General features: G+C 62.6%; 26 protein-coding genes. 11 read left to right on the forward strand and 15 right to left on the reverse strand.

Annotated elements, in window-relative coordinates:
* The first annotated feature begins 169 nt into the window (after positions 1–169).
* Positions 170–499, forward strand: a complete 330-nt coding sequence (locus ACZXDY_RS13245) for a hypothetical protein (protein WP_464345791.1) — start codon at positions 170–172, stop codon at positions 497–499.
* 445 nt (positions 500–944) lie between these two features.
* Here ACZXDY_RS13245 and ACZXDY_RS13250 read toward each other — a convergent pair whose 3' ends face one another.
* Positions 945–1886, reverse strand: a complete 942-nt coding sequence (locus ACZXDY_RS13250; RefSeq protein WP_464345792.1) for an alpha/beta hydrolase family protein — start codon at positions 1884–1886, stop codon at positions 945–947.
* A 61-nt stretch (positions 1887–1947) separates the two neighbouring features.
* Here ACZXDY_RS13250 and ACZXDY_RS13255 point away from each other — a divergent pair, with 61 nt between their 5' ends.
* On the forward strand, positions 1948–2586 hold the full coding sequence (locus ACZXDY_RS13255) for a TetR/AcrR family transcriptional regulator (RefSeq protein WP_464345793.1): 639 nt from the start codon (positions 1948–1950) through the stop codon (positions 2584–2586).
* Here the strand turns inward: ACZXDY_RS13255 and ACZXDY_RS13260 are convergent.
* Positions 2536–3654 (reverse strand): AbrB family transcriptional regulator, encoded by a 1119-nt coding sequence (locus ACZXDY_RS13260; protein WP_464345794.1) that lies wholly within the window; start codon positions 3652–3654, stop codon positions 2536–2538. The genes ACZXDY_RS13255 and ACZXDY_RS13260 overlap by 51 nt on opposite strands.
* Complete coding sequence (locus tag ACZXDY_RS13265) at positions 3651–4220, reverse strand: hydrolase (protein WP_464345795.1); 570 nt, start codon at positions 4218–4220, stop codon at positions 3651–3653. The genes ACZXDY_RS13260 and ACZXDY_RS13265 overlap by 4 nt, the downstream gene beginning before the upstream one ends.
* Positions 4221–4339: 119 nt before the next feature.
* On the opposite strand from ACZXDY_RS13265, the gene ACZXDY_RS13270 reads away from it, so the two are divergent.
* The 3 genes from ACZXDY_RS13270 to ACZXDY_RS13280 all read left to right on the forward strand — a co-directional run bounded on the left by ACZXDY_RS13270 (position 4340) and on the right by ACZXDY_RS13280 (position 6521).
* Positions 4340–4960: a TetR/AcrR family transcriptional regulator gene (locus tag ACZXDY_RS13270; protein WP_464345796.1), complete on the forward strand. Its 621-nt coding sequence runs from the start codon at positions 4340–4342 to the stop codon at positions 4958–4960.
* Between the two features lie 157 nt (positions 4961–5117).
* Positions 5118–5321: a hypothetical protein gene (locus tag ACZXDY_RS13275; protein WP_028168768.1), complete on the forward strand. Its 204-nt coding sequence runs from the start codon at positions 5118–5120 to the stop codon at positions 5319–5321.
* Between the two features lie 84 nt (positions 5322–5405).
* Positions 5406–6521, forward strand: a complete 1116-nt coding sequence (locus ACZXDY_RS13280; protein ID WP_464345797.1) for an acyltransferase family protein — start codon at positions 5406–5408, stop codon at positions 6519–6521.
* Here ACZXDY_RS13280 and ACZXDY_RS13285 read toward each other — a convergent pair.
* The gene (locus ACZXDY_RS13285; RefSeq protein ID WP_464345798.1) at positions 6501–6827 is read right to left on the reverse strand and encodes a nuclear transport factor 2 family protein; all 327 of its coding nucleotides are present in this window, start codon (positions 6825–6827) and stop codon (positions 6501–6503) included. The two genes, ACZXDY_RS13280 and ACZXDY_RS13285, sit on opposite strands and share 21 nt — an antisense overlap.
* A 181-nt stretch (positions 6828–7008) precedes the next feature.
* Here ACZXDY_RS13285 and ACZXDY_RS13290 point away from each other — a divergent pair, with 181 nt between their 5' ends.
* The gene (locus ACZXDY_RS13290) at positions 7009–7308 is read left to right on the forward strand and encodes a winged helix-turn-helix transcriptional regulator (RefSeq protein WP_464345852.1); all 300 of its coding nucleotides are present in this window, start codon (positions 7009–7011) and stop codon (positions 7306–7308) included.
* Here ACZXDY_RS13290 and ACZXDY_RS13295 read toward each other — a convergent pair.
* A complete protein-coding gene (locus ACZXDY_RS13295) occupies positions 7285–7665 on the reverse strand; it encodes an SGNH/GDSL hydrolase family protein (protein WP_464345799.1) in 381 nt (126 codons plus the stop codon). The genes ACZXDY_RS13290 and ACZXDY_RS13295 overlap by 24 nt on opposite strands.
* 1179 nt (positions 7666–8844) lie before the next feature.
* Here ACZXDY_RS13295 and ACZXDY_RS13300 point away from each other — a divergent pair.
* Entirely contained in the window at positions 8845–9102 is a 258-nt protein-coding gene (locus tag ACZXDY_RS13300) for a hypothetical protein (RefSeq protein ID WP_464345800.1), read from the forward strand.
* 4 nt (positions 9103–9106) lie between these two features.
* On the opposite strand, the gene ACZXDY_RS13305 is transcribed toward ACZXDY_RS13300, so the two are convergent.
* From ACZXDY_RS13305 to ACZXDY_RS13315, 3 genes are all read right to left on the reverse strand, one after another.
* Entirely contained in the window at positions 9107–10417 is a 1311-nt protein-coding gene (locus tag ACZXDY_RS13305) for a PQQ-dependent sugar dehydrogenase (RefSeq protein ID WP_464345853.1), read from the reverse strand.
* Between the two features lie 138 nt (positions 10418–10555).
* Complete coding sequence (locus ACZXDY_RS13310; protein WP_464345801.1) at positions 10556–12163, reverse strand: DHA2 family efflux MFS transporter permease subunit; 1608 nt, start codon at positions 12161–12163, stop codon at positions 10556–10558.
* Positions 12160–13326: an HlyD family secretion protein gene (locus ACZXDY_RS13315; protein ID WP_464345802.1), complete on the reverse strand. Its 1167-nt coding sequence runs from the start codon at positions 13324–13326 to the stop codon at positions 12160–12162. The genes ACZXDY_RS13310 and ACZXDY_RS13315 overlap by 4 nt, the downstream gene beginning before the upstream one ends.
* Positions 13327–13487: 161 nt before the next feature.
* On the opposite strand from ACZXDY_RS13315, the gene ACZXDY_RS13320 reads away from it, so the two are divergent.
* Positions 13488–14222 (forward strand): DUF72 domain-containing protein, encoded by a 735-nt coding sequence (locus ACZXDY_RS13320; protein ID WP_464345803.1) that lies wholly within the window; start codon positions 13488–13490, stop codon positions 14220–14222.
* Positions 14223–14330: 108 nt separating this feature from the next.
* Here ACZXDY_RS13320 and ACZXDY_RS13325 read toward each other — a convergent pair whose 3' ends face one another.
* Complete coding sequence (locus ACZXDY_RS13325) at positions 14331–14591, reverse strand: hypothetical protein (protein ID WP_028166422.1); 261 nt, start codon at positions 14589–14591, stop codon at positions 14331–14333.
* Positions 14592–14760: 169 nt separating this feature from the next.
* Here ACZXDY_RS13325 and ACZXDY_RS13330 point away from each other — a divergent pair, with 169 nt between their 5' ends.
* Positions 14761–15012 (forward strand): hypothetical protein, encoded by a 252-nt coding sequence (locus ACZXDY_RS13330; RefSeq protein ID WP_035691250.1) that lies wholly within the window; start codon positions 14761–14763, stop codon positions 15010–15012.
* A 28-nt stretch (positions 15013–15040) separates the two neighbouring features.
* Here ACZXDY_RS13330 and ACZXDY_RS13335 read toward each other — a convergent pair whose 3' ends face one another.
* A complete protein-coding gene (locus ACZXDY_RS13335; protein WP_028166424.1) occupies positions 15041–15259 on the reverse strand; it encodes a DUF6894 family protein in 219 nt (72 codons plus the stop codon).
* Positions 15260–15423: 164 nt separating this feature from the next.
* Here ACZXDY_RS13335 and ACZXDY_RS13340 point away from each other — a divergent pair, with 164 nt between their 5' ends.
* Entirely contained in the window at positions 15424–15855 is a 432-nt protein-coding gene (locus tag ACZXDY_RS13340; protein ID WP_028166425.1) for a CBS domain-containing protein, read from the forward strand.
* A 252-nt stretch (positions 15856–16107) separates the two neighbouring features.
* Here the strand turns inward: ACZXDY_RS13340 and ACZXDY_RS13345 are convergent, their stop codons facing one another.
* The 5 genes from ACZXDY_RS13345 to ACZXDY_RS13365 form a co-directional block, all read right to left on the reverse strand.
* The gene (locus tag ACZXDY_RS13345) at positions 16108–16356 is read right to left on the reverse strand and encodes a hypothetical protein (protein ID WP_464345804.1); all 249 of its coding nucleotides are present in this window, start codon (positions 16354–16356) and stop codon (positions 16108–16110) included.
* A gap of 7 nt (positions 16357–16363) precedes the next feature.
* On the reverse strand, positions 16364–16567 hold the full coding sequence (locus tag ACZXDY_RS13350; RefSeq protein WP_028166426.1) for a hypothetical protein: 204 nt from the start codon (positions 16565–16567) through the stop codon (positions 16364–16366).
* 162 nt (positions 16568–16729) lie between these two features.
* A complete protein-coding gene (locus ACZXDY_RS13355) occupies positions 16730–16939 on the reverse strand; it encodes a hypothetical protein (protein WP_028166427.1) in 210 nt (69 codons plus the stop codon).
* Positions 16940–17345: 406 nt separating this feature from the next.
* Positions 17346–18842: a sensor histidine kinase gene (locus ACZXDY_RS13360; RefSeq protein ID WP_464345854.1), complete on the reverse strand. Its 1497-nt coding sequence runs from the start codon at positions 18840–18842 to the stop codon at positions 17346–17348.
* A gap of 15 nt (positions 18843–18857) precedes the next feature.
* Entirely contained in the window at positions 18858–25139 is a 6282-nt protein-coding gene (locus ACZXDY_RS13365; RefSeq protein WP_464345805.1) for a HAMP domain-containing protein, read from the reverse strand.
* Between the two features lie 267 nt (positions 25140–25406).
* Here ACZXDY_RS13365 and ACZXDY_RS13370 point away from each other — a divergent pair, with 267 nt between their 5' ends.
* Positions 25407–26915: an ATP-binding protein gene (locus ACZXDY_RS13370; RefSeq protein WP_464345806.1), complete on the forward strand. Its 1509-nt coding sequence runs from the start codon at positions 25407–25409 to the stop codon at positions 26913–26915.
* Positions 26916–26928 lie beyond the last annotated feature (13 nt).

Consider the following 26928-nt stretch of genomic DNA (forward strand, 5'->3'; position numbering starts at 1 on the left):
CAAATCAGTCTTCTGGAGCGATAAAGAGACCGGACGAACCCGTAAGTCATTGATTTTATTATTTCGGACTGCGCTTTCCCCCAACTTGATCTTGGGAACGCGATGTCGATACGCGCGAACACGGGCGCCAGCAAGGCGCTCGCGAAGGCCCCTTCCCTCAAAACAAAAAATGAAAAATATCAATGCATTATCGGGAAAAAATGCTGAACATTGCTTTCGTCCAGCTTGCGGCAAGATTTCCGTGCAAACACTGATTAAGCAAAATGGAACCGTATTTTGCTCAATTGTGTTGGGGTTGCATTCACCACTGCAGGGAGCGACTAGAATGACGGACGAGCAGTTAGCTCTTCAGGCCGTTCGTGATGCCCAGGGCATACTTGAAGAATACTTGCAGCCGCGACCGCGCAATAACGAGCGGGTCTTCCTTGATCGATTGGTGGAAGTGTTGGAGCGGCCCGAGCTCCTGATCGCCGTCAACCGGATGCAGCGCGGCCTGTAGCCGCGTCATCACCAGCCTCTGCGGCCTCACTGGCCTTCGCAAGCGCCAGCCAATCGGCTGCGAGCGTCAGCCAGGCATCTTCGTCCACCGGACTACGCGCCTCGGCCGCCCGGTCCCTGCATTCCTGAGCTAGCTGACGAAACCGGATCAAATCTTCCCTCATGCCAGAGCTACGCTCCAACTGAGCAAAAGTTGCAGAGGGCTGCCGACGATTAGCCATACACCGGACAGTCCCGCTCTATTCCCGCGCCGCGACCAAATAAGCTCCTTGGGCGTCATACGCTTGTGGCATGCGCGTTGCACTTCAATGGCTACTGGGGATTTCAGGGGCCCAGTATGAGACAGGGCGCCGCCGGGATAACGTATTTCAAGCCCGGCGGCGTACCTTTCTGAGACATGTTGAACACGGCCGAAAGCACGCATGGCGAAGCGCTCTGTCTCTCGATTACGGGCCGCCGGGATCGACAGATGCAAACACCTGCTCCGGCCAGGGATTGCGGCCGTCCCTGAGCCACAGGAGCGTGTCGGTCCAGAAGCCGGCCGCGTGACTGTCGTGGAAGAGATTGAAATGGCCGATCGCCTTGCGACCGTAGTCGGACGGCTCGAGCAGCACCGCCGTGCGCGGCGCGCCGGTGTAGTAGCCAAGCGTGCGACGGATTGCGGGCACGGTGCCGAGTTCGTCATCCGACACGGCAACCGCAAGGATCGGCCCCGTCACCGCCGCCATCCGTGAGAGCACGGCCTGCCTCCCGCTGCGCGGATGACTGCGCTCGAAACGTCGCCCGCGAAAACTCCATTCATTGGCGACGCCGGCGGGCAGATCCTCCAGCCAGCCGAGCCTGCGGCCGGGAAAATAGCCGCAGAGCGCCGTCATGACGGGCATGGCGACATGCCATTTAACGAACAGGCCGGCCCACCGGCGCGGCGCATAATCGCCCCACCAGGCATATTGCGCGCCGACTGTCAGCATCCGCTCGACCAGGCCAGCACTTTCGGCGAGCCCCGGCAGGAAACCGCCGATGCTGTGGCCGACAACGATGAAGCGAGCCTGTGGCCGATGCTCGTGCATGAAGCAAAGCGCCGCCTCGAAATCGAGTTCGCCCCAATCGCGCCAGCGATAGCCACAGCCTCTAAGGCGGGACGGCCGCGAACCGCCGATGCCGCGATAGTCATAGGTGAGGACATCGAAGCCGTGGTTCGCCAGGAAGCATGCATAGCGGTGGTAATAGCGCGCAGCCACCCCCGTTGCCGCATTGACGATGATGCTGCCGGCGGAGCGGCCGGCTGGCGCGAGCCACAAATGGCCGCCGATGGTCACGCCGTCCCGGCAGGGAATCGTGACGGCTATTCCATCCTCAATCGATGTGCGCAACGCAACTTTGGTCATGCGCGCGACGATAAGAGGCGGACGGCGTTGTGTATATTCACTGGTCGGTATACATAAGGCCATGAGCGAAACTCGCCGTTCGACGCGTGAGCGTATCCTTCAAGCCGCCGGCAAATTGTTCTACGGCGAGGGCATCCGCGCCGTCAGCGTCGATGCGGTGGCGGAGAAAGCCGGCCTCACCAAGCGGACGCTCTACTATCATTTCCGCAGCAAGGACGATCTGATCGCGGCCTATCTCGAGATCCGCGACCAGCCAAACCTGGCCCTGTTCAAGCGCTGGTTCGCCGAGGCCGAGGGTGACGTCGCGGCCAAGGTGGAAGCGATCTTCCGCAACCTCGCGCGGTCGGCGCGACACGCCAAGTGGAAGGGGTGCGGCTTCCTGCGCACCTCGGTCGAACTGGTCAACCTGCCCGGTCATCCCGCAATGGTGATCGGCCGCGCGCACAAGAAACGCGTCGAGGACTGGCTTTGCTCCGTCTTCGAAGATGCGGTCAACCCGCAGCAAGAACGCCAGCTTGCACGGCAGGTCATCCTGCTGTTGGACGGCGCGTTTGCCGTCGTCCTGCTGCATCGTGATCCAAGCTACATGGAAACCGCGGGAGCAGCGGCCGCGCATCTCGTTCGCGGGCTGATGCCGCCGCCACGCAAATCAATCAAGGCCGCCAACGTCCGGCGGACCATCCGGTCCCGGACTGGCTGACGCGCGATCGAGCGTTCCCGCCACCCAGCGCGCGACCGATGGCCCGAGGAACAGCAGCAGGATCACGCGCACGGTCTGCAGCGCCATGACGAAGGACGTGTCGACGTTAGTCGAAGCGGCGATGATCGCGGCGGCATCGACGCCGCCGGGGCTGGTGGCGAGATAGGCGGTCAGCGGATCGACGTGCAGGAGCACCACCAACAGCCATGCCAGCAGTCCGCAAAACGCCATCAGGACCGCGGTTGCGCCGATGCTTTGTGGCAGCGCGCGAGCGGCGGTCGCCAGCACGTCGCGCGTGAAGCGCAAGCCTGTATTCCAGCCGATGAGAGCGTAAGTTGCGATCAGCACCAGTGGCGGCAGCTCGATCTTCACCCAGCCGAGCACGTTGAGCACCGCTCCGAGAGCGAGCGGCCCAAGCAGCACGCCGGCTGGCATCCGCGCCGCAAGGCCAGCCCCGACGAACGCGATGGCCGCGGTGGCTCCGAGGTTCGTCAGGTCGATCGGCGGAAAAAGCCCGGCACTGAAACGCCCGCCACCGCCATGCACGAACCATAGCGCCACCACTGACGCGACGGCGGCCACCAGCACGACGCGCAGATACTGCATGAAGGCGACGAGCCGGAAATCGGCGCCGTGGGCCTCGGCCATCACCATCATCACCGTGGCAGCGCCTGGCAGCATGCCCCAGACCGCCGTGGTGCCGGGGATGATGCGCAGGCGGCTCATGGTCCAGCCGATCAGAGCGCTTGCGCCGACCGAAAGTGCCACGGTGGCGAGGATGATCGGCCAGTAGCGCACGAAGCCGCTGATGATTGCCGGCGTGATCGATTGCGCGACGAGACAGCCAATGATTGCCTGGGCTGCAGCGATCAGCAGGCGGGGCACCCTCACCGCCCCTCCGCCCATCTGCACCAGCGCGGCCGCGGCCAGCGGCCCCAGCAGCAAGGCGGCAGGCAGCCTCACCCACTGCAGCACGCCGGCGATCAGCAACGAAACCACGACGAGCACCGCCCAGCGGACGGCGACCGGCAGCGCTCGGAGCGGGAGATAGGCTTGCTGCTCGCTCACCGCTGCAGCTCGATCTCGGCCGCTTTAGCCACGCGGCCAAGCCGCGGGAAAATGTGCTCGAAGGCAAAGGCGTGCATGTCCGCCGAACGATCGGCGCTCGCGTCTTCCGCCAGCACGACCGCATAGCCATGCTCATGCGCGGCACGCGCGGTGGATTCGACGCCCATATTGGTGGCGATGCCGCCGATCACCACGGTGGTCACGCCACGCCGGCGGAGCTGCAGATCGAGCTCCGTGCCATAGAACGCGCCCCATTGCCGCTTGGTGATCCTGATATCCGACGGTTCGGCGAGGCCATCCGCCAAGTCCGACCAACCCTCGGGAAAGCCGCCGGGCGGCGCTTGCATCGGTTGATCGACCGGCGACTTCAGCGCGTCGCTGAAGTCGGGCGAGAAGGCGACGTTGACCAGCACGACGGGCGCCTTGGCCGCGCGGAAGCGCCGGGCGAGCTCCTGTCCCTGGGCAAGGAGAGCTGAACCGGAATGGGGCTCGGTCGGCAGGCCGACAATCCCTTTTTGAAGGTCGATCAGGATCAATGCTGTGGTCGCGGCAGGCAGGATGAGCATGGGATGTCCTTTCGCCAGGTGGGGGCGTCCCCGCCCCGTTGCCGGGCGCGTGGGGAGCGGCTAAATACTTGAGGGAAAGCTCAAGCACGCAACCACTCTATTTGAGGATATACTCAACTTTGTCAAGTCGGGACCGCAAACCGCTCCAGCCGCAGCGCGAGGTCGGCCGCCAGCGCGTCGCCGAACTCATGCAGGCGGCGGCCGAGGTGATCCAGGAACGGGGCTTCGAGGCCGCGACCATGGCGGAGATCGCTGCGCGGGCGGACGCCAAGATCGGCTCGCTCTATCGCTTCTTTCCAAACAAGGACGCCGTCGCCGACGCCCTGATGCACCACTATACCGAGGTGCTGCAGGCCGAATACGACGCGATCCAGTCCCGCGCCGCCGACGCCAGTCTGGAGCAACTGGCCGACATCCTCATCGATCTCCTGGCCAAGCTCTACCCACAGATCCGAGCGGTCACCGCGTTCTTGGATTCCCGGACCGACTGGACCGAGATCCGTCTTCGTTTCCGCAGCCAGACGCTCGCGGGGATCAAGACAGCGCTGAAGCGTTGCGCGCCCGGCCTCGACGAGCACGAGGCCGAGGACATCGCCGCGGTCGTGCTCAACAACATGAAGACGATGGTGGGGATGACCATGAAGGACGCGCCGACAACCCCCGGCGCGCCCGAGCAGCTCAGATTGATGAACCGCCTCTATCTCGCCGCCAGGCTCGCGCCCGGCAGGCCGGCGGGATAGCTGCACCGGCTTGCGCGCAGTGAGCGCATCGGAAGGCGGATCGTTGCCGCTTTCGTGAAAACAGGTGCGCATTTTGGAAATGCCGACTGCGACCAGATTCTGCATGGCAGGCAGCGTTCGCGTTGCGCGAACGTCCGGTCGAAGCGGAGGATATCCGATGCGATTTGCTCTTTGCTTGGGCGTGCTGATCATGCTGTGCGCCGCTGCCGACGCGGCGCCGGTGCGTCGCGTCAGACATCCCGAGCGACATTTCCGTCTCGAGCAGCAGCCCATTGTCCCGCCGAAGGGATTTGCCGTTCCTGGCTGGTCCGACGAGGAGACGCGACAATGGATCGACAGCGCCTCAGGGCCCAAAGGTTAGCGTACAAGGGTTAGTCCGGAAGGTTGGTGAACGCGTGCCCGGCGCGCCACAGTAGCCAAGCTCTGCGCGGAATGTTACGCGACCATGATGGCGGCAGTCCCCGAAGCACAGGTGAGCCCAAGCAAGGCAGGAAAGCTCGGTTTCCTGCCTCGCCTTGAATCGCTGCGCGGTATCGCGGCGGTCTCGGTCGTCGGCTATCACATGATGAGCCAGTTTACCGACACCTATGTCACGGGCATGGCGCCGGTCGTGATGTTCTTCGTGCTCAGCGGTTTCGTGCTGGCGCGCTCGCTGCAGAACAATCCGAACCCGGTCACGTTTCTGCGACATCGCCTGTTCCGGCTGTTTCCCGCGGCGATCGCGGTGGTCGCTCTGCTGACGCTGCTGCACCATCAATATGGCTTCTATGTCGGCTACGAGGGGAAATTCGATCCGCTCAACGTCGTGCTCAATGCGATCATGGTCCGCCATGACATCAACGGCGTGATGTGGTCGATGACCGTCGAGTGCTTCGCGACGCCGGTCATCCTGCTGTCAGTCTGGATTTTTCAGCGCTTCGGCCCGCAGCCGCTCATGGTGTCGATCGCTGTCCTGTTCGGGCTCTCCTTCTGGGGGACCTATGTGCATCTGCTTGGCGGCGTTTCCAGCCTGGCGCCGCTCTACGCCTTCGTCGCCGGCGTTCTTCTGCAGATGCAGGGCGAGCGGACGACCGAACGGCTCCGCACGGCCGCTGCCTGGGCCCTGTCGATCGCGGCCATCGCCCTGCTCTGCTTCTGCGGATCACAGAAACAGACCGCGCTGATCATTGCGCTGGAAACATTGAGTTCCTCGCTGCTGGTGCTGCTGGTCGCCTTTCGAAGCTCGATCGCCCTCTTTGCCGTTCTCGATCTCCGTCCGGTCCGTTTCTACGGCCGCATCTCCTACAGCTTCTATCTGCTTCACCCGATCGGCATGTGGCTGGCAGCCCGACTGCTCGATGCCAGGGGACTGCCGGTCCTGCTCGCGATATCAGTGATGACGATCGTGGCGGTCGCGCTGACGACGCCGATGGCCTGGCTCTCGTGGCGCTATATCGAGAAGCCGTTCATTGCCCTGGGCCGGCGGCTGGCCACGAAACAGCCCTCGCCGGCGAGCGCGATCGAACCTAGACAGCAGCAATTGCTGTCGCTCGCTCCGACCTCAGGGAAGGATCTCGAGTGAGGCGATCTTGTCACCATCGAGCCCGAAGAAGTATCTGAGATCGATCGGACTACCGGGAAAGTCGCCGACCACATGCGCAGTGACGACGATCTTCCGGTCGCGTTCTTCCACAGCGAACGGCTCGCTCGTATAGTTGTATTTGGTCGATGCATCGGCCTTCCACTGCGCGATGGCCGCACGCCCCTCGTGCTTGCGCCCTTCGTCCTTCACGACGCCGCGTTCGCTGAAGCATTGCGCGATGGCATCGCCATTGCGGCTGTCGGCGGCAAAGTAGACGGCAACGGGGCCCGGCAGATCGAGAGACATCGGATTTCCTTTCCTTTGCGCGTCAGGAACGACACGGTCGCGGATCGCGATTGCGTAGCCGGAAAGGTGTTTGTAGCTTCGCCAAACCGCAAGAACGCACGAAAAGGTAAGGTACTGACTTTTGGGTAAGGTTGAGTACACAGCCGCGAGCGCCGCCGAGGGCGTTGAGAAGGCGTTCAGGATGCTGGATGGCCGGTGGAAGCTCGTGATCCTCTTCCACCTGTTTGGCGGCAAATTGCTGCGCTTCTCCGACCTGGAGCGGGCGATCCCGGGGATCTCGCAGAAGATGCTGATTCAGCAACTGCGCCAGATGGAAAACGACGGCATCGTGCATCGCATCGTCCATCACCAGGTGCCGCCGAAGGTCGAATACGGCCTGACCGATTGGGGACAATCCTTGTGTCCGGCGCTCGATGGGCTGCTCACCTGGGCCGAGCAGCGCCCGCTTGCGCCACCGCTAGACGCTGGTCGAAATGAATGAGGATATCTGGACGGCCCGGAGCAGAACGCCCCAATTGTTCGGGTGCACCCCGTCGTGGGTGAGAGCCCGATAGTTGGTTTTGCTGACCCCTCCTGAATTGAAGAGATCAAGACATGGGACGCGGTTTATTTCCGCCACGCGCAGCATGGCGCCGATGTAAGCGCGAAGAAAATATCCGAGCTTGTTCGGATGCACATCGCTGTCGCGATCGTCTTCGGTTGGCAGCCACCGGGGCGTGATGAGAAAGATCCGCGCCGTCGGGCAAGATTTCCGCAGGAGCCTGATCGAATGATTGAGCGCCCCTTTGAAGGTCTCGCTGCCGACATCATCGTCCGAACCGATCCGCGCCGATTCCAAATGTCTTAAGAAAAGCCCGCCGCTCCATAGGCCGGCTCTCTATCAACCATAACCGGTTCGGAGCAACCGCGCTCTCCTACACGAGGGGCCACGTGCTCTTCACTCTCCGTCATTCCGGGGCGCGACGAAGTCGCGAGCCCGGAATCCATTTCACCACTTGCGCATGCGGCTCGATGGATTCCGGGCTCGCGCTCCGCGCCCCGGAATGACGGCGAAAAATTCGCGAGCAATTCCAACGTGATTTGCCCCGTCCAGCCCTCACACCAAAAACATTCCGCTTTCGCCATCGGGCAAATCACCACTATAACTCCGCGCGTCTCACCCGAGAGAGGGGCGGCTCGCGATCGTCACGAACGTTGCGGTGAGATGCGGTGGACGCGATGGGTGTGACTGACGAGCACACGTATCACGGACGGCGAAGTCGTGTGGTCCTGGCGCCCCGACGCTGGCGCTAAGTTTCGTGCGAACACATTCGCACTAGACGACGGTGGCAAGAAAGCCCGGTCACCGGGGAGAGCGCGAAGGAAACCGTAACACCATCGCGCAGGGAAAGCCGGAATGCTTCGGTTGAACCTGTGGTCCTACCCCCGTGCTTTTTGTTGCACGGGACCCATGGGTGCAACCGGCACCCGGCTTTCCCTGCGCCCTCTGTTCGATGAGAGGGTGAAAGTGATGCAAAGCTCGGGCAGCGAATGCCGCGAGAATGTGGACTCACATCCTCAAGCTGTTTGAAAATTGAACCGTGATCTCTCCCCACGTCGTCCCGGGCTTGCCCGCCTCGGCGAAGCCCTTGGCGTAGCCGGGACCCATAACCCCAGGCCTTTGTATGCTCCGCTACCACCGCTTGCTTCCGCCACAACCACAGCCTGTGGTTATGGGTCCCCGCCTTCGCGGAAACGACAGCGTAGGATGGGTAGAGCGCAGCGAAACACATCATCCGCGGCTTGCGTCCAGCGGGCCCAGCGCGCCCACAAATTCAGCAAACGTGTTGTGCCCGCCGGTGAGATCGTCGGCCGGAAGCCTTAATTGCTGCATGATGCTGTGCCGGAAATGGTGTGCACGTCGTAGGCATCTGCCTTGCTGGATGCAATCCAACAATGGCGGTACGCCGTGGCTTTACGCTGGCGCGCCCTGGCTTTACGCTAGAATGTACCTTGCTCCAATGCGGGAGGTGTGGCGATGCCGAGAAAGGGAATCACCGGCCACGACGAATGGGTCATCACCGAGGCGCTGGCGACGGCGCTCGTCGCCCTCGAGCAGCTTCCGCCCAAACACCAGCCGCGACCGCATATGGAAGACATCCGAAAGCTGCTTGCCGCCGGCTGCGATCGCGGAACTGTCACCCTGCATCTGGCGCAAGCGAAGTGCCGTCTGTTTCCCGAGGCCGATCCGCTGGCGATCTACGAGGAATACGGGCTCAGCGACGGGCAAGGCTAAGAGGCTAACGGCTGATCCGCCAGATCGTGCCATTGGCGTCCTCGGTAATGAGCAGCGCACCGTCACGCGCTACGGCAACGCCGACCGGGCGTCCCCAGACTTCGGAATCGTTGATGACGAAGCCGGTCGCGAAGTCCTCGTATTCGCCGGTCGGCACGCCGTCCTTCAACCGGATGCGGCTCACCTTGTAGCCCGTGCGCTTCGACCGGTTCCACGAGCCATGCAGGGCCGCGAATATGTCGCCGCGATACTCGGCGGGAAAATTCTGGCCATCATAGAACGTGAGGCCAAGCGAAGCGGAATGCGCCTGCAGCAGCACGTCCGGGACCGTGACCTTGTCCTTCAGGTCAGGCCGCGCGCCAGCGTGCCGCGGATCCTGGTTGGCACCGATGTAGAACCATGGCCAGCCGTAGAACGCGTTCTCGCGGACGCGGGTCACATAATCGGGCACGAGGTTGTCGCCGAGGCCATCGCGCTCATTGGTCGAGCACCAGGGGACGCCCGTTTGCGGCTGGATTGCAAGTCCGACGCAATTCCGGATGCCGGTGGCAAAGGTGCGCTGGTTCTTGCCGTCAGGATCGAAGGCCAGCACCGCCGCGCGGTCGGTCTCGTTGCCCCAGGCGGCGCCGAGCGGGCGCTCGCGCTTCCAGGCTTCCAAGCCACCCGGCGGGGTACCCATGCCCTCCCCCGAATTGCCTGCCGAGCCGACCGAGACCAGCATCCGCTTGTTGTCGGGCGTAAAGACAATGTCCCGGGTCGAGTGACCCCAGCCGTGCGGCAGCTTGGCGACGACTGTCTCCGGCTTGCCGGAAGCCTTGAGGTCGCCATTGCGATAGGCAAAGCGGACCACGCTTCCAGTGTTGGCGACATAGAGCCATTGCGGGTTGTCGCCATTCGGAAAGAAGGCGATGCCGAACGGACGATCGAGGCCGCTCGCGTAGGCTTCGTTGATTGTAGGCTTCGTCGCCCCGTCGGCGGCGCGCAGCACCCGGATACGCCCGGCGCGCGTCTCGGCCACGAAGATGTCGCCGTTCGGCGCGGTGTTGATGATGCGCGGCCCGTTCAAACCGTCGGCGAACAGCTCGGCCTTGAACCCTGGCGGCACTTGGGGAATTGCGGAGGCCGTTCGCGGCACCACCCGCGACATGTTCGCGCTCGATGGCGTCGCGCCGGGTTTGGGCAGATCCTGCGGCGTGATCAGGCGCAACGTGCCGGGCTTGTCGCGCCGCCAATCGCCATAGGCTTCCTGTCCCTTCAGCACAGCAGGCTGTGCGCTTGCAGCAGCTGCATTCATCAACTCAAGCAAGGTCGCCATCGCGACGCTCGCTGCAACTGGCTTCCAGGGCATTTCATATCCTCACGCGAGACGATGATCTCGCGAACACGCATCCATAGCCCAGAACCTTGGCTGGCTCATTTCACAATCGCGTCTGTGGTTGCGACGATTTGGCCGTCAATGTCCTCTTGCCGACGCGTTGAGATCGATCGAGCGCATGCTCAGCGCGAGCGGGATCATCAGGGCGCCGATGACGGCGAGCGTCCAGAACACATCGATATAGGCGAGGAAGTCGATCTGGCGCTGCAATGTCTGGCCGACCCATGCGATCGCCTGCGAAGCCGCCTCGGAAGCGTTGGAGCCCTGCGTCTGGAAGTAGCGCGTCATCGCATCGATGGTCTGCTGGTAACCGATGTCGGATGGCGCGGCGTGCTCGACCAGCCGGCTCTGATGGAATTGCTGGCGTTGCGCCAGCACGGTCTGCGCCAGCGCGACTCCCATCGAGCCGCCGATGTTGCGCGCGACATTGATCAGCGCCGACGCCTGGTTGGTCTTCTCCGGCGGCACGCCATCGTAGGAGGCCGTCGTCACCGGCAGGAACAGGAACGGCAGCCCGATGCCGAGAAAGATGCGCGACCACGCCGCATAGCCATAGGAGATATCCTGGGTGAGCCCCGTGAGATGCCACATCGAGAGCGTCACGATGAGGGCGCCGACCATGATCAGATATTTCGGCTGCACGCTGCTCACGAGCCTGCCGACGATCGGCATCATCATCATCGTGAAAATGCCGCCCGGCGACAGGGCGAGGCCTGCGAGAGTCGCGGTGTAGTTGAGCTCGGCCTGCAGCAGTTGCGGCAGGATCTGGGTGGTCGAAATCAACACTGCACCGGTACCGAGCATCACCAGGAAGCAGGCGGCGAACTGCCGCTGGCCGAGCAGGCGAAGCTCGATGATCGGCTCCTCGCGCGTCAGTTCCCAGGGGATCAGCGCCAGCAGGCAGAAGCCGGAAATCAGCGCAAAGCCCAGGATCATGTTGGATCCGAACCAATCGTTGCGCTGGCCTTCGTCGAGCACGAATTCGAGCGAGCCGAGCCCGATCGCAACCAGAGCGAAGCCGACATAGTCGACACGAAGTCCTTTGCGGAGCAATGCCCTTCGCTCCTCCTCCGCACCCGAGGGTTCGTTCACCAGCGTCCCGACAAGGAACAGCGAAAGCAATCCCATCGGTACGTTGATCAGGAACACCCAGTGCCACGAATAAGTATCAGTGATCCAGCCGCCGAGCGTCGGCCCGATCACCGGCGCCACCACGACCGCGATGCCGTAGATCGCAAAAGCCTGGCCGCGCTTGGCTGGCGGAAAGGAGTCGGCCAGGATCGCCTGCTCGGAGGTCGCCATGCCTCCTCCGCCAAGGCCTTGCAGGATACGGAACAGCACCAGAGATTCCAGGCTCCAGGCAAACCCACACAACAGCGAGGCCACGGTGAAGGTTGCCACGCACATCATGTAGAAGCGCTTGCGTCCGATCACGGTGGCGAGCCAGCCGGAAATCGACAGCACAATCGCGTTGGCGACGAGATAGCTGGTGATGACGTAAGTGCTCTCGTCGATCCCGACCGCCAGTCCGCCCGCGATGTGGCGCAGTGCGACGTTGGCGATCGTCGTGTCCAGCACCTCCATGAAGGTCGCGATCGAGACGACGAAGGCGATGAGATAGGGATTGTGTCCACCGGCGGCGGAGCGCTCCGGCGACCAGCCGCCGGCCTGCGTCGCGTCCGTCATCGTACTTTCGTCCACGGCACGACCGACATGCCGGGACCGACGGGCACGTCGGCGGGCCAATGATCGACCACGATCTTCACCGGCACGCGCTGCACGACCTTGACGTAGTTGCCGGTTGCGTTCTCGGCCGGCAGCAGGCTGAACGCCGTCCCCGAGCCGGGCTGCACCGAGTCCACGCGTCCGGTCAGTTTGCGGTCCGGATAGGCGTCGATCCTGAACTCGACCGGCTGGCCTGGGCGCATGTCGCGAAGCTGGGTCTCCTTGTAGTTGGCGACGATCCAGACCTCGTCGGGCACGAACATCATGATGCTCTGCCCGGCCATCGCGTACGTACCCTTGGCGCCGCTCAGCTTGACGACGCGCCCGGACTGGGCCGCTGTGACGTTGGTGTATTCGAGATTGAGCTTGGCCTGATCGCGCTGCGCCTCTGCCTGTTGCAGCGAGGCCTTGGCGCTCTCGCGTTGGGCCTGCAGCGGCTTGATCCCAAGCTCCGCCACGGTTACCGCCGTCCTCGCACGCGTGGTGTTGGCCTGCTGCGCTTCGAGATCGGACTTGGTCTGCTGCTGACGCTGCAGCGTACCGGCGCCCTTCTGCAGCAGATCATCGGCGCGCGCGGCCTCCTGCTGCGCGAATTGCAGTTGCGCTTCGGCTTGCGCGAGTTGTGCTCTCGCCTGATCGATCTGGGCTTGCTGGCTGGTAATCTGAGCCTCGAGATTGGCGATGTTGGCGCGCGCTCCTGCAACCTGCCCCTCGGCCTGGTCGACCGCGATCCTGTAGTCGCGATCGTCGATACGGGCGAGCAGATCGCCGGCATCGACGTGCTGGTTATCCGTAACGGGCACATCGACAAGGTAACCGCCGACCTTCGGCGCAACCGAGAAGCTGCGGGCGGCGATGAAGGCATCGTCGGTAGATTCGTAGTTACGGACCTCGAGCCAATAGACGACCCCGCCAATCAGCGCAGCCAGGAGAACGCAGGCGCCCACGATCGCCAACAGCCAATGCTCGCGGAGCCGATCGCGCATCGATGGCTTCTCGGGCGCGGTCGGCGGGCTGTCTTGCGTTTCGCCGACATCCCTGAATTCCGGCTTCTGTTCGGGAGCGCGTTCCGGAGGCCGCGTTTCTTCTGCGGACGGTCCATGCTCTCGGGTCATGGCATCCACGACAGCACCTCAAGCGAAGGAGATCATTTGCAATCGATTTGGCTAACCGCGCGGTCAGACCATGGTTCCGGCGAACGACCGGGATTACCGATTGGAATTGGAACCCTCACACAGAGTGCCGGTTCTCTGTGCTTCATTTCGCTCCAACGCATCGCGAGTTTATGGCGCGTATTTTGATCGGGACATCGGGCTGGCACTATGATTCCTGGCGCGGGCCGTTCTTCCCTAAAGGCCTGCCGCTCAAGAACCAGCTTCGCTACTACGCAAGCCAGTTTCCGACCACCGAATTGAATGGCGTCTTCTATCGCACGCCGACGCCCGAGGCGGTGAAGGGATGGCGCGAGCAGACGGACAAGAATTTTGTCTTCGCCTGGAAGGCGTCCAAGTTCATCACGCATTGGAAACGCCTGTCGGAGAATTCGGTGAACAGCCTCGAGCTGCTCGAAGACCGCCTGTCGCTGCTGGGCAACAAGGCCGGCCCCATCCTGTTTCAACTGCCGCCGCAGTTTGAGGCTAAGCCGGATCGCCTCGCCTCCTTCCTCAAGCTGCTGTCGAAGGAGCGCCGCTACAGCTTCGAGTTTCGGCACCCAAGCTGGTATGCCCCGAAGGTCATGCGACTACTGTCCGATGCGAACATCTCGCTGTGCATTTCGGACCATCACGACGCGCCGGCACCGTGGAGGCGCACCGCCGATTTCGTCTACGTCAGAGGCCACGGCCCCGGCGGCCGATATAAGGGCCATTATCGCGATGCGACACTGGCGGAGTGGGCCAAGCGCATTCGTTCCTGGAAGAAGCAGGGCTGCGACGTCTACGTCTATTTCGACAACGACCAGAAGAGCGCCGCGCCCGCCGACGCGGCTGCCCTGCGACAATTGATTGAAGGGGGAAAGTAGGAACCAGCAGATCGAGCGTCTCGATCAGCTGTTGCACCCGGTTGATCAGGCAACTTTGCTGACGAAAAATGCCGGCTCATGGCCGGCATTTTTCTTGATCGCATCGGTCTAATATCGGCCGCCCGATTGCGTCCCCTTGTCGCTCTTGGTCCCGGCACCATGGCTGGAAGGATGGGCCGCGCGGCTCGAGCCGCCGCCAGCGCCGGTCGTCATGCCCTTCTTATTCATGTGCGTACTCGTATGCGGTGTCGCGCCAGGCCCGACATTGCCCTCGCTGGATGCACCGGGCGCGGGCTGGGCCTGCTGCGCGAGCGCGCCGCCGGCAGACAATGCCAGAACGCATGCAGACGCTAGAATGATCTTCTTCATCGGTATCTCCTTGGATTGACCTTTCGGCACAACCCGGCGCCGCCCGAACCGGTTCCTACTGCCGTGGACGCAAGTTCGTGCGTTTCGCCATCCACGCTCAATAGATCGCGAGAACACTTAGGAACCAAACACGGCAAACCGGGTTCCCCAGTAAATTCGAGGAACCGACATGTCGGCATGGTTCAAGGACGAGTCCTTTCCCGTGCTGCTGGAGAGCGCGGTACAGATCGCGTGGGACTACCTCAGGCGGGCTGGCGAAATCGATGATCCGGTGGAAGCACACCATTTCCTGATCGAGAAAGTCGCCTTCATGATCAGCCAGGGCCAGCACAACAGGCTTGTGCTGTCAAACCGCGCCATTTCCGCGTTTCAGCAATACAAGCGCGCACGCACCATCGAGTTGTCGTTGATCTCGCGATAAGATCGGTCATAGGCGCAACGCGCCTTGCCTAGTGGATGATGTCTAGCGGCAATCGACAAATCTCGTCACCGTCTTCGTTGGTGACAAGGATCGAGTAGTGCCTGTTCTTCAGGTCCGGGTGTTCGCCGAGCAGCCGCCGTGCGATGTTGTCGGCCGAATCCATCGCGGCGATATCGTCAGCGAGTTCCGCGCCGCCTTGATCGGCAACCGTCTTGGTGTTGACGAGATCGAAATGGTAGAGCGGCATTTTTCGCTCCCGCCTGGCATCGTCTCACCCGAGACTACGCACGACAGCCCGACTTGGTTCCCGGTCGTAGCCGCCGTTCGGTCCCGCCTTGAAAATCCTGCGGCCCGAAGGAACGCCGATCCGCAACATCGGTTAGGCGCTAAACGACGACAGCGAGGTCTGCCATGAGAGTTTGCGATGCGATGACCCCCGACGTTCAGCTCTGTACTCCTGAAGACAGCTTGAAGGATGCGGCAGAGGCTATGGGCGCACTCGGCGTCGGACTGCTGCCGGTCACCGAGAACGACCGCCTCGTCGGCATGGTGTCCGACCGCGATATCGCTATTCGCGGCGTCGGCATGGGCCGCGGGCCGGAGGCGCGGATCCGGGACGTCATGACTGCCGAGGTGAAGTACTGCTTCGAAGATCAGGATCTCGACGAGGTGACGGCAATTATGGGCGAGATTCAGGTCCGTCGCATGCCCGTACTCAATCGCGAAAAGCGTTTGGTCGGTATCATTGCGCTCGGCGATATTGCGCAGGCCAACGGCGGTGACAGCGCGGGTGTGGCGCTGAGCGAGATTTCTCGTCCCAGCGCCCAACATGCACAGCTATAGCGATGCACGAGCATCAACACGACAAAGTCCGCCTCAACCTTGACCTGCTTTGCGCGACATTGGCGATCGTCAGCGCGGCACTGCTCACGGGGATGCTGAGGTATCTGCTGGGATGAACAGTCCCAACCATGTGCGGCAGACCGCCGGTTCGCCGACCGTGTCCCTATACTTGCCGGGTTTCCTGATCGCCGCTGGCGTCGTTATCGCCTTGGGTGCGATCGCTTGTTCGCGAATGGCTTATGTCGAATCCGACTAGGTCCCGTCGGTTCTGGTTGACGAGGCTCCGACGTCGAAAGATGCGATCGGGGCGACGGCGCCATCTGACGTGAGCTGCTGCTCATCCTTCGTCTCGAAAGTCATCGAGAGGCCGCCCGTTGGATCGATGGCTCGCTCGAGCCATTTGATCGATTCTTCGATCCAGTAATCGCTATTTGCTGGATCGGCTTGCGCCCTCGCCCGGCAGGCATCGGCCTGCGCCAGACAGGCAGCCTTGCGATCCATCGTCATCTCAGCGCGGCGATTGCAGGCCGGGTGATGTCAGCCACTCGTTCAGATGAGCGGCGGTTTCCGCTTGCCTTGCCTTCTTCAGCAATGCGTCGCGCGCCTCACCTTGCGGCAACTGCTCGGCTGCCGCGCGTGCCTCGTCTGCCGCTCTCTGGAGCCGCTCGTCGAACGGCACGCTGTTCTTTCTTCGATTGCGCTTTGCCGTCATGGAAGTCTCCCGCTTCGCAAGTGAGTATAGAATCGCGCTTCCAACAATCTATCGTCGCTAACTCAGGTTACTTCGCGCGAACAAAATAAACGGCTAGGCGGGAACGGATCACTCGAAAAACAGCCCAACGGGCCTCTCTTGGCAACCCTCGCTCCTCCGCAGCTAAGGCTTGGACTGCATGGCGGCTTCGCCCTGCTCCCGCGCCGGCACGCTCACATGCACTTCATGGCCCTGCCGAATCGCCAAAGATGCAGCAGCGACGGCAGATTCGAACGCGGATTCTTTGGTCGCATATTCACCGTTCACAACGCCGTCATGCAGCACTCCCCATTGGTCGCGAATTGGCACGATGGCGTATTGCGCAAGTCCCATCTTCCTCTCCGTTGCAAACGTCTTCGCGATTACTTCTTGTCGGGATCGTTCGGGCGAACGGTCATGTTGCTCTCGGGCATTCTGTCCCGGCCGGCGTCGCCATTGTTGTCCCGCCCGCCTGAAGTCGATGTCCCGCTACCGCTCCGGCTCGGCCTCGTTGCACTGCCGGTTGTCGGTGCGGAGCCTGGCGTGGCGGAGCTCGCGGCCGGGTCTCCCGTGGTCGATCCGCGCCCGCTCGGTGCGCCACCCGTTTGCGCCAGTGCGAGCGCGGGGCACAGCATGAATCCGAAAGCCAACGCAATTCGTGTCAGTTTCATCGCAAGCCATCCTTAAGACGTCGATGAAACTAATCGGCCAGTGACGAGAACGTTCCTAATCGCGGCTTCCGATGCCTGATCCGTCGCGGCTATGCAGTGCGCGAACTGAGCGCCGGCTCCGATCCTGGCGCATTCATATCTCGATATGAAGCAGCCTCCGTGCGCGGCTTTCCCTGCAACGGCACCGTTAGGCGACAGACCAGGCCTTCAGGGCGCCAATCGAAATCGGCATTGCCGCCAAGCTGGGTCTCGATGCTGGCGATCACGCTCCTTGTGCCGAATCCCTTGGAGGTCGGCTTGGTCACGCGCGGTCCACCTGTTTCAACCCACGCCAGGATCAGCCTATCGCTCTGCACTTCCCAGGTGATGGCGAGCCGGCCTGACAGCGAGGAAAGGCTGCCATACTTCGCGGAGTTGGTGACGAGCTCGTGCAGCGCCAGCGCCAGCGTTTGCGCCGTGGCAGGCTCGAGCTGGACCTCCGCACCCTCGTACTGGATTTGTCCGGCTTCCGAATACGGCGCTACTTCTTCGGCCACCAGTCGCCGGATTTCCGCGCCCTGCCAGCTCGACAGCGACAGCACGGTGTGAACCCGCGCCAGCGCCGTGATCCGGCCCTCGACCGCCTGCACATAGGCGTTGACATTCTGCGCGCGCGTCAGCCGTACGATCGACTGCGCCAGCGCGAGAGCGTTCTTGGCGCGATGATCGACTTCTCGCGTGAGCAGGCTCTGCCGTTCTTCGGCACGCTTGCGGTCGGTGATGTCGACGGTGACGCCGCTGACCCGCACCACGCGGCCCTTCTTGTCGGTGGTCGCAGCCGCCGTGCCGACGCACCAGCGCACCTCGCCGTCGGGACGGATGATGCGGAATTCGGCTTCATATGATTTCACGCCCTTCGCGAACTCGGTCCAGGCCTCGCGCAAGCCATCGAAATCCTCGGGATGAAACAGCGCTTGAATGTTCGCGGACGTCAGCTCGAAGCTCTTGGCATCGACGCCGAAGATCTTGTACTGGCCATCGTCCCACATCCAGTCGCCGTTGACCCAGTCCCAGTCCCAGGAGCCCATCTTGCCGGCGGCAATCGCCATGCTGCGGCGCTGTTCGCTTTCGACCAACCGCGCGGTCGATTGCTCGAGCTCTGCGGTGCGCGCGCGGACGCGGTCCTCAAGCTCGGAATTGAGCCGCTCCAACTGCCGGGTCTTGCGGTAGAGCTCGGCGAAGACACGGATCTTGGCGCGCAGCACTTCCGGCACCACCGGCACCGGAACGTAGTCGACCGCGCCCATCTCATAGCCGCGCAGCCGGTCGAAATCACTGACCTGGATCGCCGAGATGAAAATCATCGCGGTCTTCTGAAAGCGCGGATGTTCGCGGATCATGGCCGCGAGCTCGAAACCATCGAGCTCGGGCATGCAGACGTCGACCAGGATGACCGCGACTTCGTTCTTGAGCAGAAACTCGAGCGCTTCCCGCCCCGACGCGGCCACCACCAGATTCTCGCCGAGCTCCTTCAGGATCACTTCATAGGCCAGCAGCTTCGCCGGCTGATCGTCGACCAGAAGGATGTTTACCTTTTCATGGTCCATCATCTTCATGCCGCTTCAGCGATGTAGCCACATGCGGATGGCGAGCAGCAACTGCTCGGTGTTCACCGGCTTGGCCAGATAATCCGACGCGCCCGCTTCCAGGCATTTCTCTCGGTCGCCCTTCATCGCCTTTGCGGTCAGTGCGATGATCGGGAGACGGGCAAGCGCCGCATTCTGCCTGATCACGCCGATGGTCTGATAGCCGTCCATCTGCGGCATCATGATGTCCATCAGGACGATGGCAATCTTGGGATTGGATTCGACTAGCGCGATCGCCTCGTGGCCCGTCGTAGCCGTCAGTACCTTCATACCACGCCGTTCGAGCACGCTGGAAAGCGCGAAGATGTTTCGCGCGTCGTCGTCGACGAGAAGCGCCGTCTTGCCAATGAGATCCTCATCGGAACTGTTAAGTTTCTCGAGCATCCTTTGCTTTTCAATCGGCAATTCCGTGATGACACGGTGCAAGAACAGTGACGTTTCGTCGAGCAGGCGTTCCGGGGATTCGACGCCTTTTACGACAATGCTGCGCGCCATTGTGTGAAGCTCGGCATCCTCCTCGGCCGAGAGTTCCCGTCCGGTGAAGACCACGATCGGAACATTGGACAGGCTTTCATCCTTGCGGATTTCGTCGAGCACCTCAAAGCCGCTCATATCGGGCAGCCGCAGATCAAGCACGACGCAGTCGCAAGGGATGCTTCGCAAGGTCGAGAGCGCCCCGGCTCCGGTACCGGTGGTGACGATCTCGACGTCCTTATGATCCAATAGTTCCTTGATGCTGAGCCGTTCGGCCGGATTGTCCTCCACGATCAGAAGCCGCTTGCGTCGCGGCCTTGCATATTCCTTGATCTGGGCGAGCGCCGCGCTGACGCCCTCGGTCGTCGTGGGCTTGTTGACGAACGAGAAGGCGCCGCGCGCCAGCGCATGCTGCCGGTCCTCGTCGAGCGTGATGACCTGCACCGGTATGTGCCGGGTCAGCGGATTGTGCTTGAGCTGGCTCAGCACGGTCCAGCCGAGCATGTCGGGCAGGAACACATCGAGCGAAACCGCGGTCGGCTGGAACTGCTTGGCGAGGTCCAATGCCTCGGCGCCGCGGTTCGCGACCAGGACCTTGAAACCCTTGTCCCGTGCGAGATCGACCAGGACCCGCGCGTAATGCGGGTCGTCTTCGACGATCAGGAGGATCATGTCTCCGGGCTCGAGATTGAGCCGGTCGTCCAGCACCTCCGCCACGCGCTCCTGCGTTGCGGGCGCCTGCAGCGCCGGCGCACCGCCCTGCGATAAGGGCAGCGCGGGGGGCACGCGAAGCGCAACGCTCGGGCCGGAATATTTCAGCGGCAGATAGAGTGTGAAGGTACTGCCCCTGCCGGGCGCACTTCGCAGATGGATCTCGCCGCCGAGCAGGCTCGCGAGCTCGCGGCTGATCGCAAGGCCGAGACCGGTGCCGCCATATTTGCGGCTGGTGCCGGCGTCCGCCTGCTGGAACGCTTCAAAGATCAGCTTCTGCTTGTCCAGGGGGATACCGATGCCGGTATCGCTCACCTCGAAGGCGACGACCGCGGGTGCGGTGTTGAGAATTGGATGCTCGGCGCTCCAACCGCCGACCGCGGCCGAGACGGTCAGCTTGACGCCGCCCTCGGCGGTGAACTTGAAGGCGTTGGACAACAGGTTCTTCAGCACCTGCTGCAGGCGCTTGGAGTCGGTGACCATGCTGCGGGAAAGCGTCTCGTCGACCTCGATGCTGAACGACAGATGACGGTTTTCCGCCTCATGGCGGAACGGTCGGCCGACGGTTTCGAGCAGGCTCGATGTCAGGATTTCCTCGGCGTCCACGGTCACGGTACCGGACTCGATCTTCGAGAGGTCGAGGATGTCGCTGATCAGATTGAGCAGGTCGGTGCCGGCGCCGTGGATGGTGCGGGCGAATTCAACCTGCTTGGGCGCAAGATTGCCTTCGGGATTATCCGAAAGCTGCTGGCCGAGGATCAGGATGCTGTTCAACGGCGTGCGCAGCTCGTGCGACATGTTGGCCAGGAATTCCGACTTGTATTTCGAGGTCAGCGCAAGCTCGCTCGCCTTTTCTTCCAGCGCACGGCGCGCCTGCTCGATTTCCTGGTTCTTGCGTTCGACCTCAACGTTGCGTTCGGCGAGCTGTTGCGCCTTCAGTTCGAGTTGCTCGTTGGTCTGCTGCAATTCCCGCTGCTGGGCCTGAAGCTCGCCCGCGAGTTGTTGCGACTGCTTCAGCAGGCCCTCGGTCTGCATTGTCGCCTCGATACTGTTGAGCAGGATGCCGACGCTGTCGGTGAGCTGCTCTACAAAGGTAATCTGCGAGGCGGTGAACGACGCGAGCGAAGACAACTCGATCACAGCCTTGACCTGGTTCTCGAACAGGACCGGGAATACCACCACGTTCTTCGGCAGCACGCGCATCAGCGCCGAATTCACCGGGACCACGTCATCAGGAATGTCCGAAAGCAGCCGTTGCCGCTTGTCCAGTGCGCATTGGCCGATCAGTCCCTCGCCCAAGCGCACGATTGATGGATGCGGTTTGGCGCCGTCGTCGGCATAGGCGGACAACAGACGCAGTTGCGGGATCTCGGCGCTCTCGACCTGGTAGATCACGCCCATATGCGCGTTGATCACGGGCGCCAATTCGGTCAGCAGCAGCCGTCCCACGGTCGACAGATCGCGCTGCCCCTGCAGCATATTGGTGAACCTGGCGAGATTGGTCTTCAGCCAGTCCTGTTCGGTATTGCGGTCCGTCGTCAAACGGAGGTTACCGATCATGGTGTTGATGTTGTCCTTGAGCTCGGCCACCTCGCCGCGGACGTCGACCTGAATGGTGCGGGTCAGGTCGCCTTTTGTCACCGCGGTTGCGACCTCCGCGATGGCGCGGACCTGCGAGGTCAGGTTGGCGGCCAGCAGGTTGACGTTGCCGGTCAGATCCTTCCACGTGCCGGCGGCGCCGGGCACGTTGGCTTGCCCGCCGAGCCGGCCCTCGACGCCCACTTCGCGCGCCACGGTCGTGACCTGATCGGCGAACGTCGCCAGGGTCTCGGTCATGTTGTTGATGGTGTCGGCGAGCGCGGCCACCTCGCCTTTCGACTTCACGGTCAGGTTCTGCTTCAGATCGCCATTGGCGACCGCCGTCACGACCTTGACGATGCCGCGTACCTGCTCGGTCAGGTTGGCGGCCATCACGTTCACGGTATCGGTCAGGTCCTTCCAGGTGCCGGCGACGCCGCGCACCTCAGCCTGGCCGCCGAGCTTGCCTTCGGTGCCGACTTCGCGCGCCACGCGCGTCACTTCGCCCGCAAACGCGTTGAGCTGGTCCACCATGGTGTTGATGGTGTTCTTTAGCTCGAGGATTTCGCCCTTCACGTCGACGGTGATCTTGCGCGAGAGGTCGCCGCGCGCCACCGCAGTCGTGACTTCCGCGATGTTGCGCACCTGCGTGGTGAGGTTGGCCGCCAGCAGGTTGACGTTGTCGGTGAGGTCCTTCCAGGTGCCGGCGACGCCAGGCACCACGGCCTGGCCGCCCAGCCGGCCCTCGGTGCCGACCTCGCGCGCCACGCGCGTTACTTCAGCCGCGAAGGAGCGGAGCTGCTCCACCATCGTGTTCAGCGTTTCCTTCAGGAGCAGAATCTCGCCGCGGACGTCCACTGTGATCTTCTTCGACAGGTCGCCGCCGGCGATCGCGGTCGCGACCTCCGCGATGTTGCGGACCTGGGCCGTCAGGTTCGACGCCATGAAGTTGACGTTGTCGGTCAGGTCCTTCCAGGTGCCGGCGACCTCCGGCACTTCTGCCTGGCCACCGAGCTTGCCTTCGGTGCCGACCTCGCGCGCCACGCGCGTCACCTCGGAGGCAAAGGCGTTGAGCTGGTCCACCATCGTGTTGATGGTGTTCTTCAGCTCAAGGATTTCGCCCTTCACGTCGACCGTGATCTTGCGCGACAGGTCGCCGCGCGCCACGGCGGTGGTGACTTCCGCGATGTTGCGAACCTGGGCGGTCAAATTGCCGGCCATCGAGTTGACGCTGTCAGTGAGGTCCTTCCAGGTGCCGGCCACGCCGGGCACATTGGCCTGGCCGCCGAGACGCCCTTCGGTGCCGACCTCGCGTGCGACGCGCGTCACCTCACCCGCAAAGCGGTTGAGCTGGTCGACCATGGTGTTCAGCGTTTCCTTGAGCTGCAGGATCTCGCCGCGCACGTCGACCGTGATCTTGCGCGACAGGTCGCCGCCGGCGATCGCGGTCGCGACCTCCGCGATGTTGCGCACCTGCGCCGTGAGGTTGCCCGCCATCGAATTCACGGAATCGGTCAGGTCCTTCCAGGTGCCGGCGACGCCAGGCACTTCCGCCTGGCCACCCAGCTTGCCGTCGGTGCCGACCTCGCGTGCGACGCGCGTCACTTCGCCCGCAAACGCATTGAGCTGGTCCACCATGGTGTTCAGTGTCTCCTTCAATTGAAGGATTTCGCCTGACACGTTCACGGTGATCTTCTTCGACAGGTCACCCTTCGCCACCGCAGTTGCGACTTCCGCGATGTTGCGAACCTGGCCCGTCAGATTCGATGCCATCGAATTGACGCTGTCGGTCAGGTCCTTCCAGGTGCCGGCAACGCCGCGCACCAGCGCCTGTCCGCCGAGCTTGCCTTCGGTACCGACCTCGCGCGCCACGCGCGTGACTTCGGACGCGAAGGCGTTGAGTTGGTCGACCATCGTGTTGATGGTGTCCTTCAGCTCCAGGATTTCGCCGCGCACATCGACCGTGATCTTCTTCGAGAGGTCGCCATTGGCCACGGCCGTCGTCACTTCCGCGATGTTGCGGACCTGGGCGGTCAGGTTGGACGCCATGAAGTTGACGTTATCAGTCAGGTCCTTCCAGGTGCCGGCAACGCCGAGCACGTTAGCCTGACCGCCGAGCTTGCCTTCGGTGCCCACTTCACGCGCCACGCGCGTGACTTCGGACGCGAACGCGTTGAGCTGGTCCACCATGGTGTTCAGCGTCTCCTTCAATTGAAGGATCTCGCCTGACACATTCACCGTGATCTTCTTGGAAAGGTCGCCCCCGGCGATCGCAGTGGCGACGTCGGCGATGTTGCGGACCTGGGCGGTCAGGTTGGACGCCATGAAGTTCACGTTATCAGTCAGGTCCTTCCAGATGCCCCCGACACCGGGCACCTGGGCTTGGCCACCGAGCTTGCCTTCGGTGCCGACCTCGCGCGCGACGCGCGTCACTTCGCCCGCGAAGGCGTTGAGCTGATCGACCATCGTGTTGATGGTGTCCTTCAGCTCCAGGATTTCGCCGCGCACGTCGACGGTGATTTTCCGCGACAGGTCGCCGCGCGCCACCGCGGTCGTCACGTTGGCGATGTTGCGCACCTGCGCGGTCAAATTGCCGCACATCGCATTGACGGAATCGGTCAGGTCCTTCCACGTGCCGGCCACGCCGGGCACGATCGCCTGGCCGCCAAGCTTGCCGTCGGTACCCACCTCGCGCGCGACGCGCGTCACTTCGGACGCGAACGAGCGCAATTGGTCGACCATGGTGTTGATCGCTTCCTTCAACTGCAAGATCTCGCCGCGGACGTCGACCGTGATCTTCTTCGAAAGGTCGCCATTGGCGACTGCGATCGTCACCTCCGCGATGTTGCGGACCTGACCTGTCAGGTTGTTGGCCATCGAGTTGACGCTCTCGGTCAGATCTTTCCAGACACCGGTCACCTCCGGCACCTGGGCCTGCCCTCCAAGCCGGCCCTCGACGCCGACTTCCCGTGCCACGCGCGTCACTTCCGACGTGAACACGCCGAGCTGCTTGATCATCGTGTTGACGATGTTCGCCGACTGCAGGAATTCGCCGCGCAGTGGCCGCCCCTCGACGTCAAGCTGAACGGTCTGCAGCAGGTCGCCTTGTGCGACCGCCGCGACCGCGCGCGTCACTTCCCGGGTCGGCCACAAAAGGTCGTCGATCAGCGTGTTGATCGAGCCTTCCATGTCCGCCCACGAGCCACTTGAAAGGCCGAGATTCACCCGTTGGCGGGTCTGTCCCTCGCGGCCGACGACTTGGCCGACGCGCTCGAGCTGCTGGGCCATGCGCTCGTTCGCCGCGGCGATCTCGTTGAAGGCCTCCGCTATCTTGCCGTCGATCCCGAGATAGTCGCCGCGCATGCGCGCGGTGAAGTTACCGGCCCGCATCGCCTGGAGCGATTGCAACAGGTCCTGGGCGGGATCGATCTTGCCGTTTTGTTTGTTACGGCGGGGTTCGCCACGACTACGAGGAGCCGGACCCAAATCGCTCATAAAATTCCCCCTGCACGCTGGCCGGCTTTAGATTTTCGAAGTTCCGGACCATCGGATGCATAAGACGGATAGGTTGCGATCTAATCAAGACAGAAAAAATGAGCGATAACACGCGGAGACAGCCGAACGATACCAATGAGAGATCTGACGGAAGGTTCCCGGTCCTCGGGAACTTTTTTGCGACTGCTCAGCAACCTGTTAGATCCAAGCCAAAGCGGGAACGAAAGTCGCGCCTTGGCGTTTGCAGTCGGCGGCGCAGGATTTCAAATGGCCAAGAAGACCAAACAGCTCGAACGGGATTATTTCGAGAGCGAACGCAATTTCCGTCTTCTGGTCAAGGCCGTCACGGATTACGCGCTCTACATGTTGAGCCCGCAGGGCATCGTCGCGAACTGGAATGCCGGTGGCGAGCGAATCAAGGGCTATTCATCCGAAGAAATCGTTGGCCAGCACTTCTCGCGTTTTTATACCCCGGCGGATCGGGCGGCGGGCAAGCCCGCTCGAGCGCTGAAGATCGCCGAGGAGACCGGCCACTACGAGGAAGAAGGTTGGCGCCTCCGCAAGGATGGCTCGTTCTTCTGGGCGAGCGTTGTGATCGACCCGATTCGCAACCGCTCCGGCCGATTGATCGGCTTTGCCAAGATCACCCGCGATATCACCGAGCGTCGCGAAGCGCAGCTCAAACTGGAGCAGATCCAGCGCCAGCTTGCGGAATCCCAGAAGATGGACGCGCTCGGCCAACTGACCGGCGGTGTCGCGCACGACTTCAACAATCTCCTGATGATCGTCTCGGGCAATCTGCACAAGATCAAGAAGGAGGTGACGAGCCCGGGAGCCCGGCGCGCACTGAGTGCGATTGAGACCGCTACTCAACGTGCTGCTTCCCTCACCAGCCAACTCCTCAGCTTCGCCCGACGACAGAGTGTCAATCCGCGGACCATCGACGTCGATCACCAGATCTCGTCCGTGCGTGAGGTATTGGCGAGTGCGCTCGGCAGCATGGTGACGTTGCAGATCGATATCCAGCCCGACGTCTGGCCAGTCTTCCTCGATCCCGCCGAGCTTGAAACCGCTCTCCTCAACCTTGTCATCAACGCTCGGGATGCGATGCCGGAAGGCGGCACCATCACCGTCTCGGCGCGCAATGATTTGGACAAGGATCAGGTCCTGATTTCAGTCGAGGATACCGGCACGGGCATTCCACAGGATGTGCTCAGCAAGGTGTTCGATCCCTTCTTCACCACCAAGCCCCTCGGCAAGGGAACCGGCCTCGGCCTCTCCCAGGTGCATGGCTTCGTCCATCAGGCCGGCGGGACGATCGACATCGAAAGCGCGCTTGGCAAGGGCACCATGGTCCGCCTCCGTCTGCCCCGGGGCAGCGCGGCCGAACAGCACGGACAGGAGAGTTTGAGCAAGCAAGCCTCCGCGACCGTCCTGCTGGTCGAGGACAATCCCGCTGTGGCCGACGCAAGTGCCGGGCTGCTCGAGCAACTCGGCTACACCGTCCGCTGGGTCCCTAACGCTGAAACGGCGCTGCAGGAGATCGAGGCTGACGATGTCGACCTCGTATTCAGCGACATCATCATGCCCGGCAAGATGGACGGATTGAAGTTGGCGCGCGCGATCAGGGAACGAAATCCGACGCTGCCGGTCCTGCTCACGACCGGTTATTCCGATTCCGCCAAGCACGTCAGGATGGATTTTCCAGTCCTCCGCAAGCCCTACCAGCTTCACGAGCTCAGCCGTGAGCTGTCCAAGCTGACCGGGCACGACTGACCCCGCGGCGCGG

This window comes from Bradyrhizobium sp. LeoB3 (assembly GCF_055456055.1).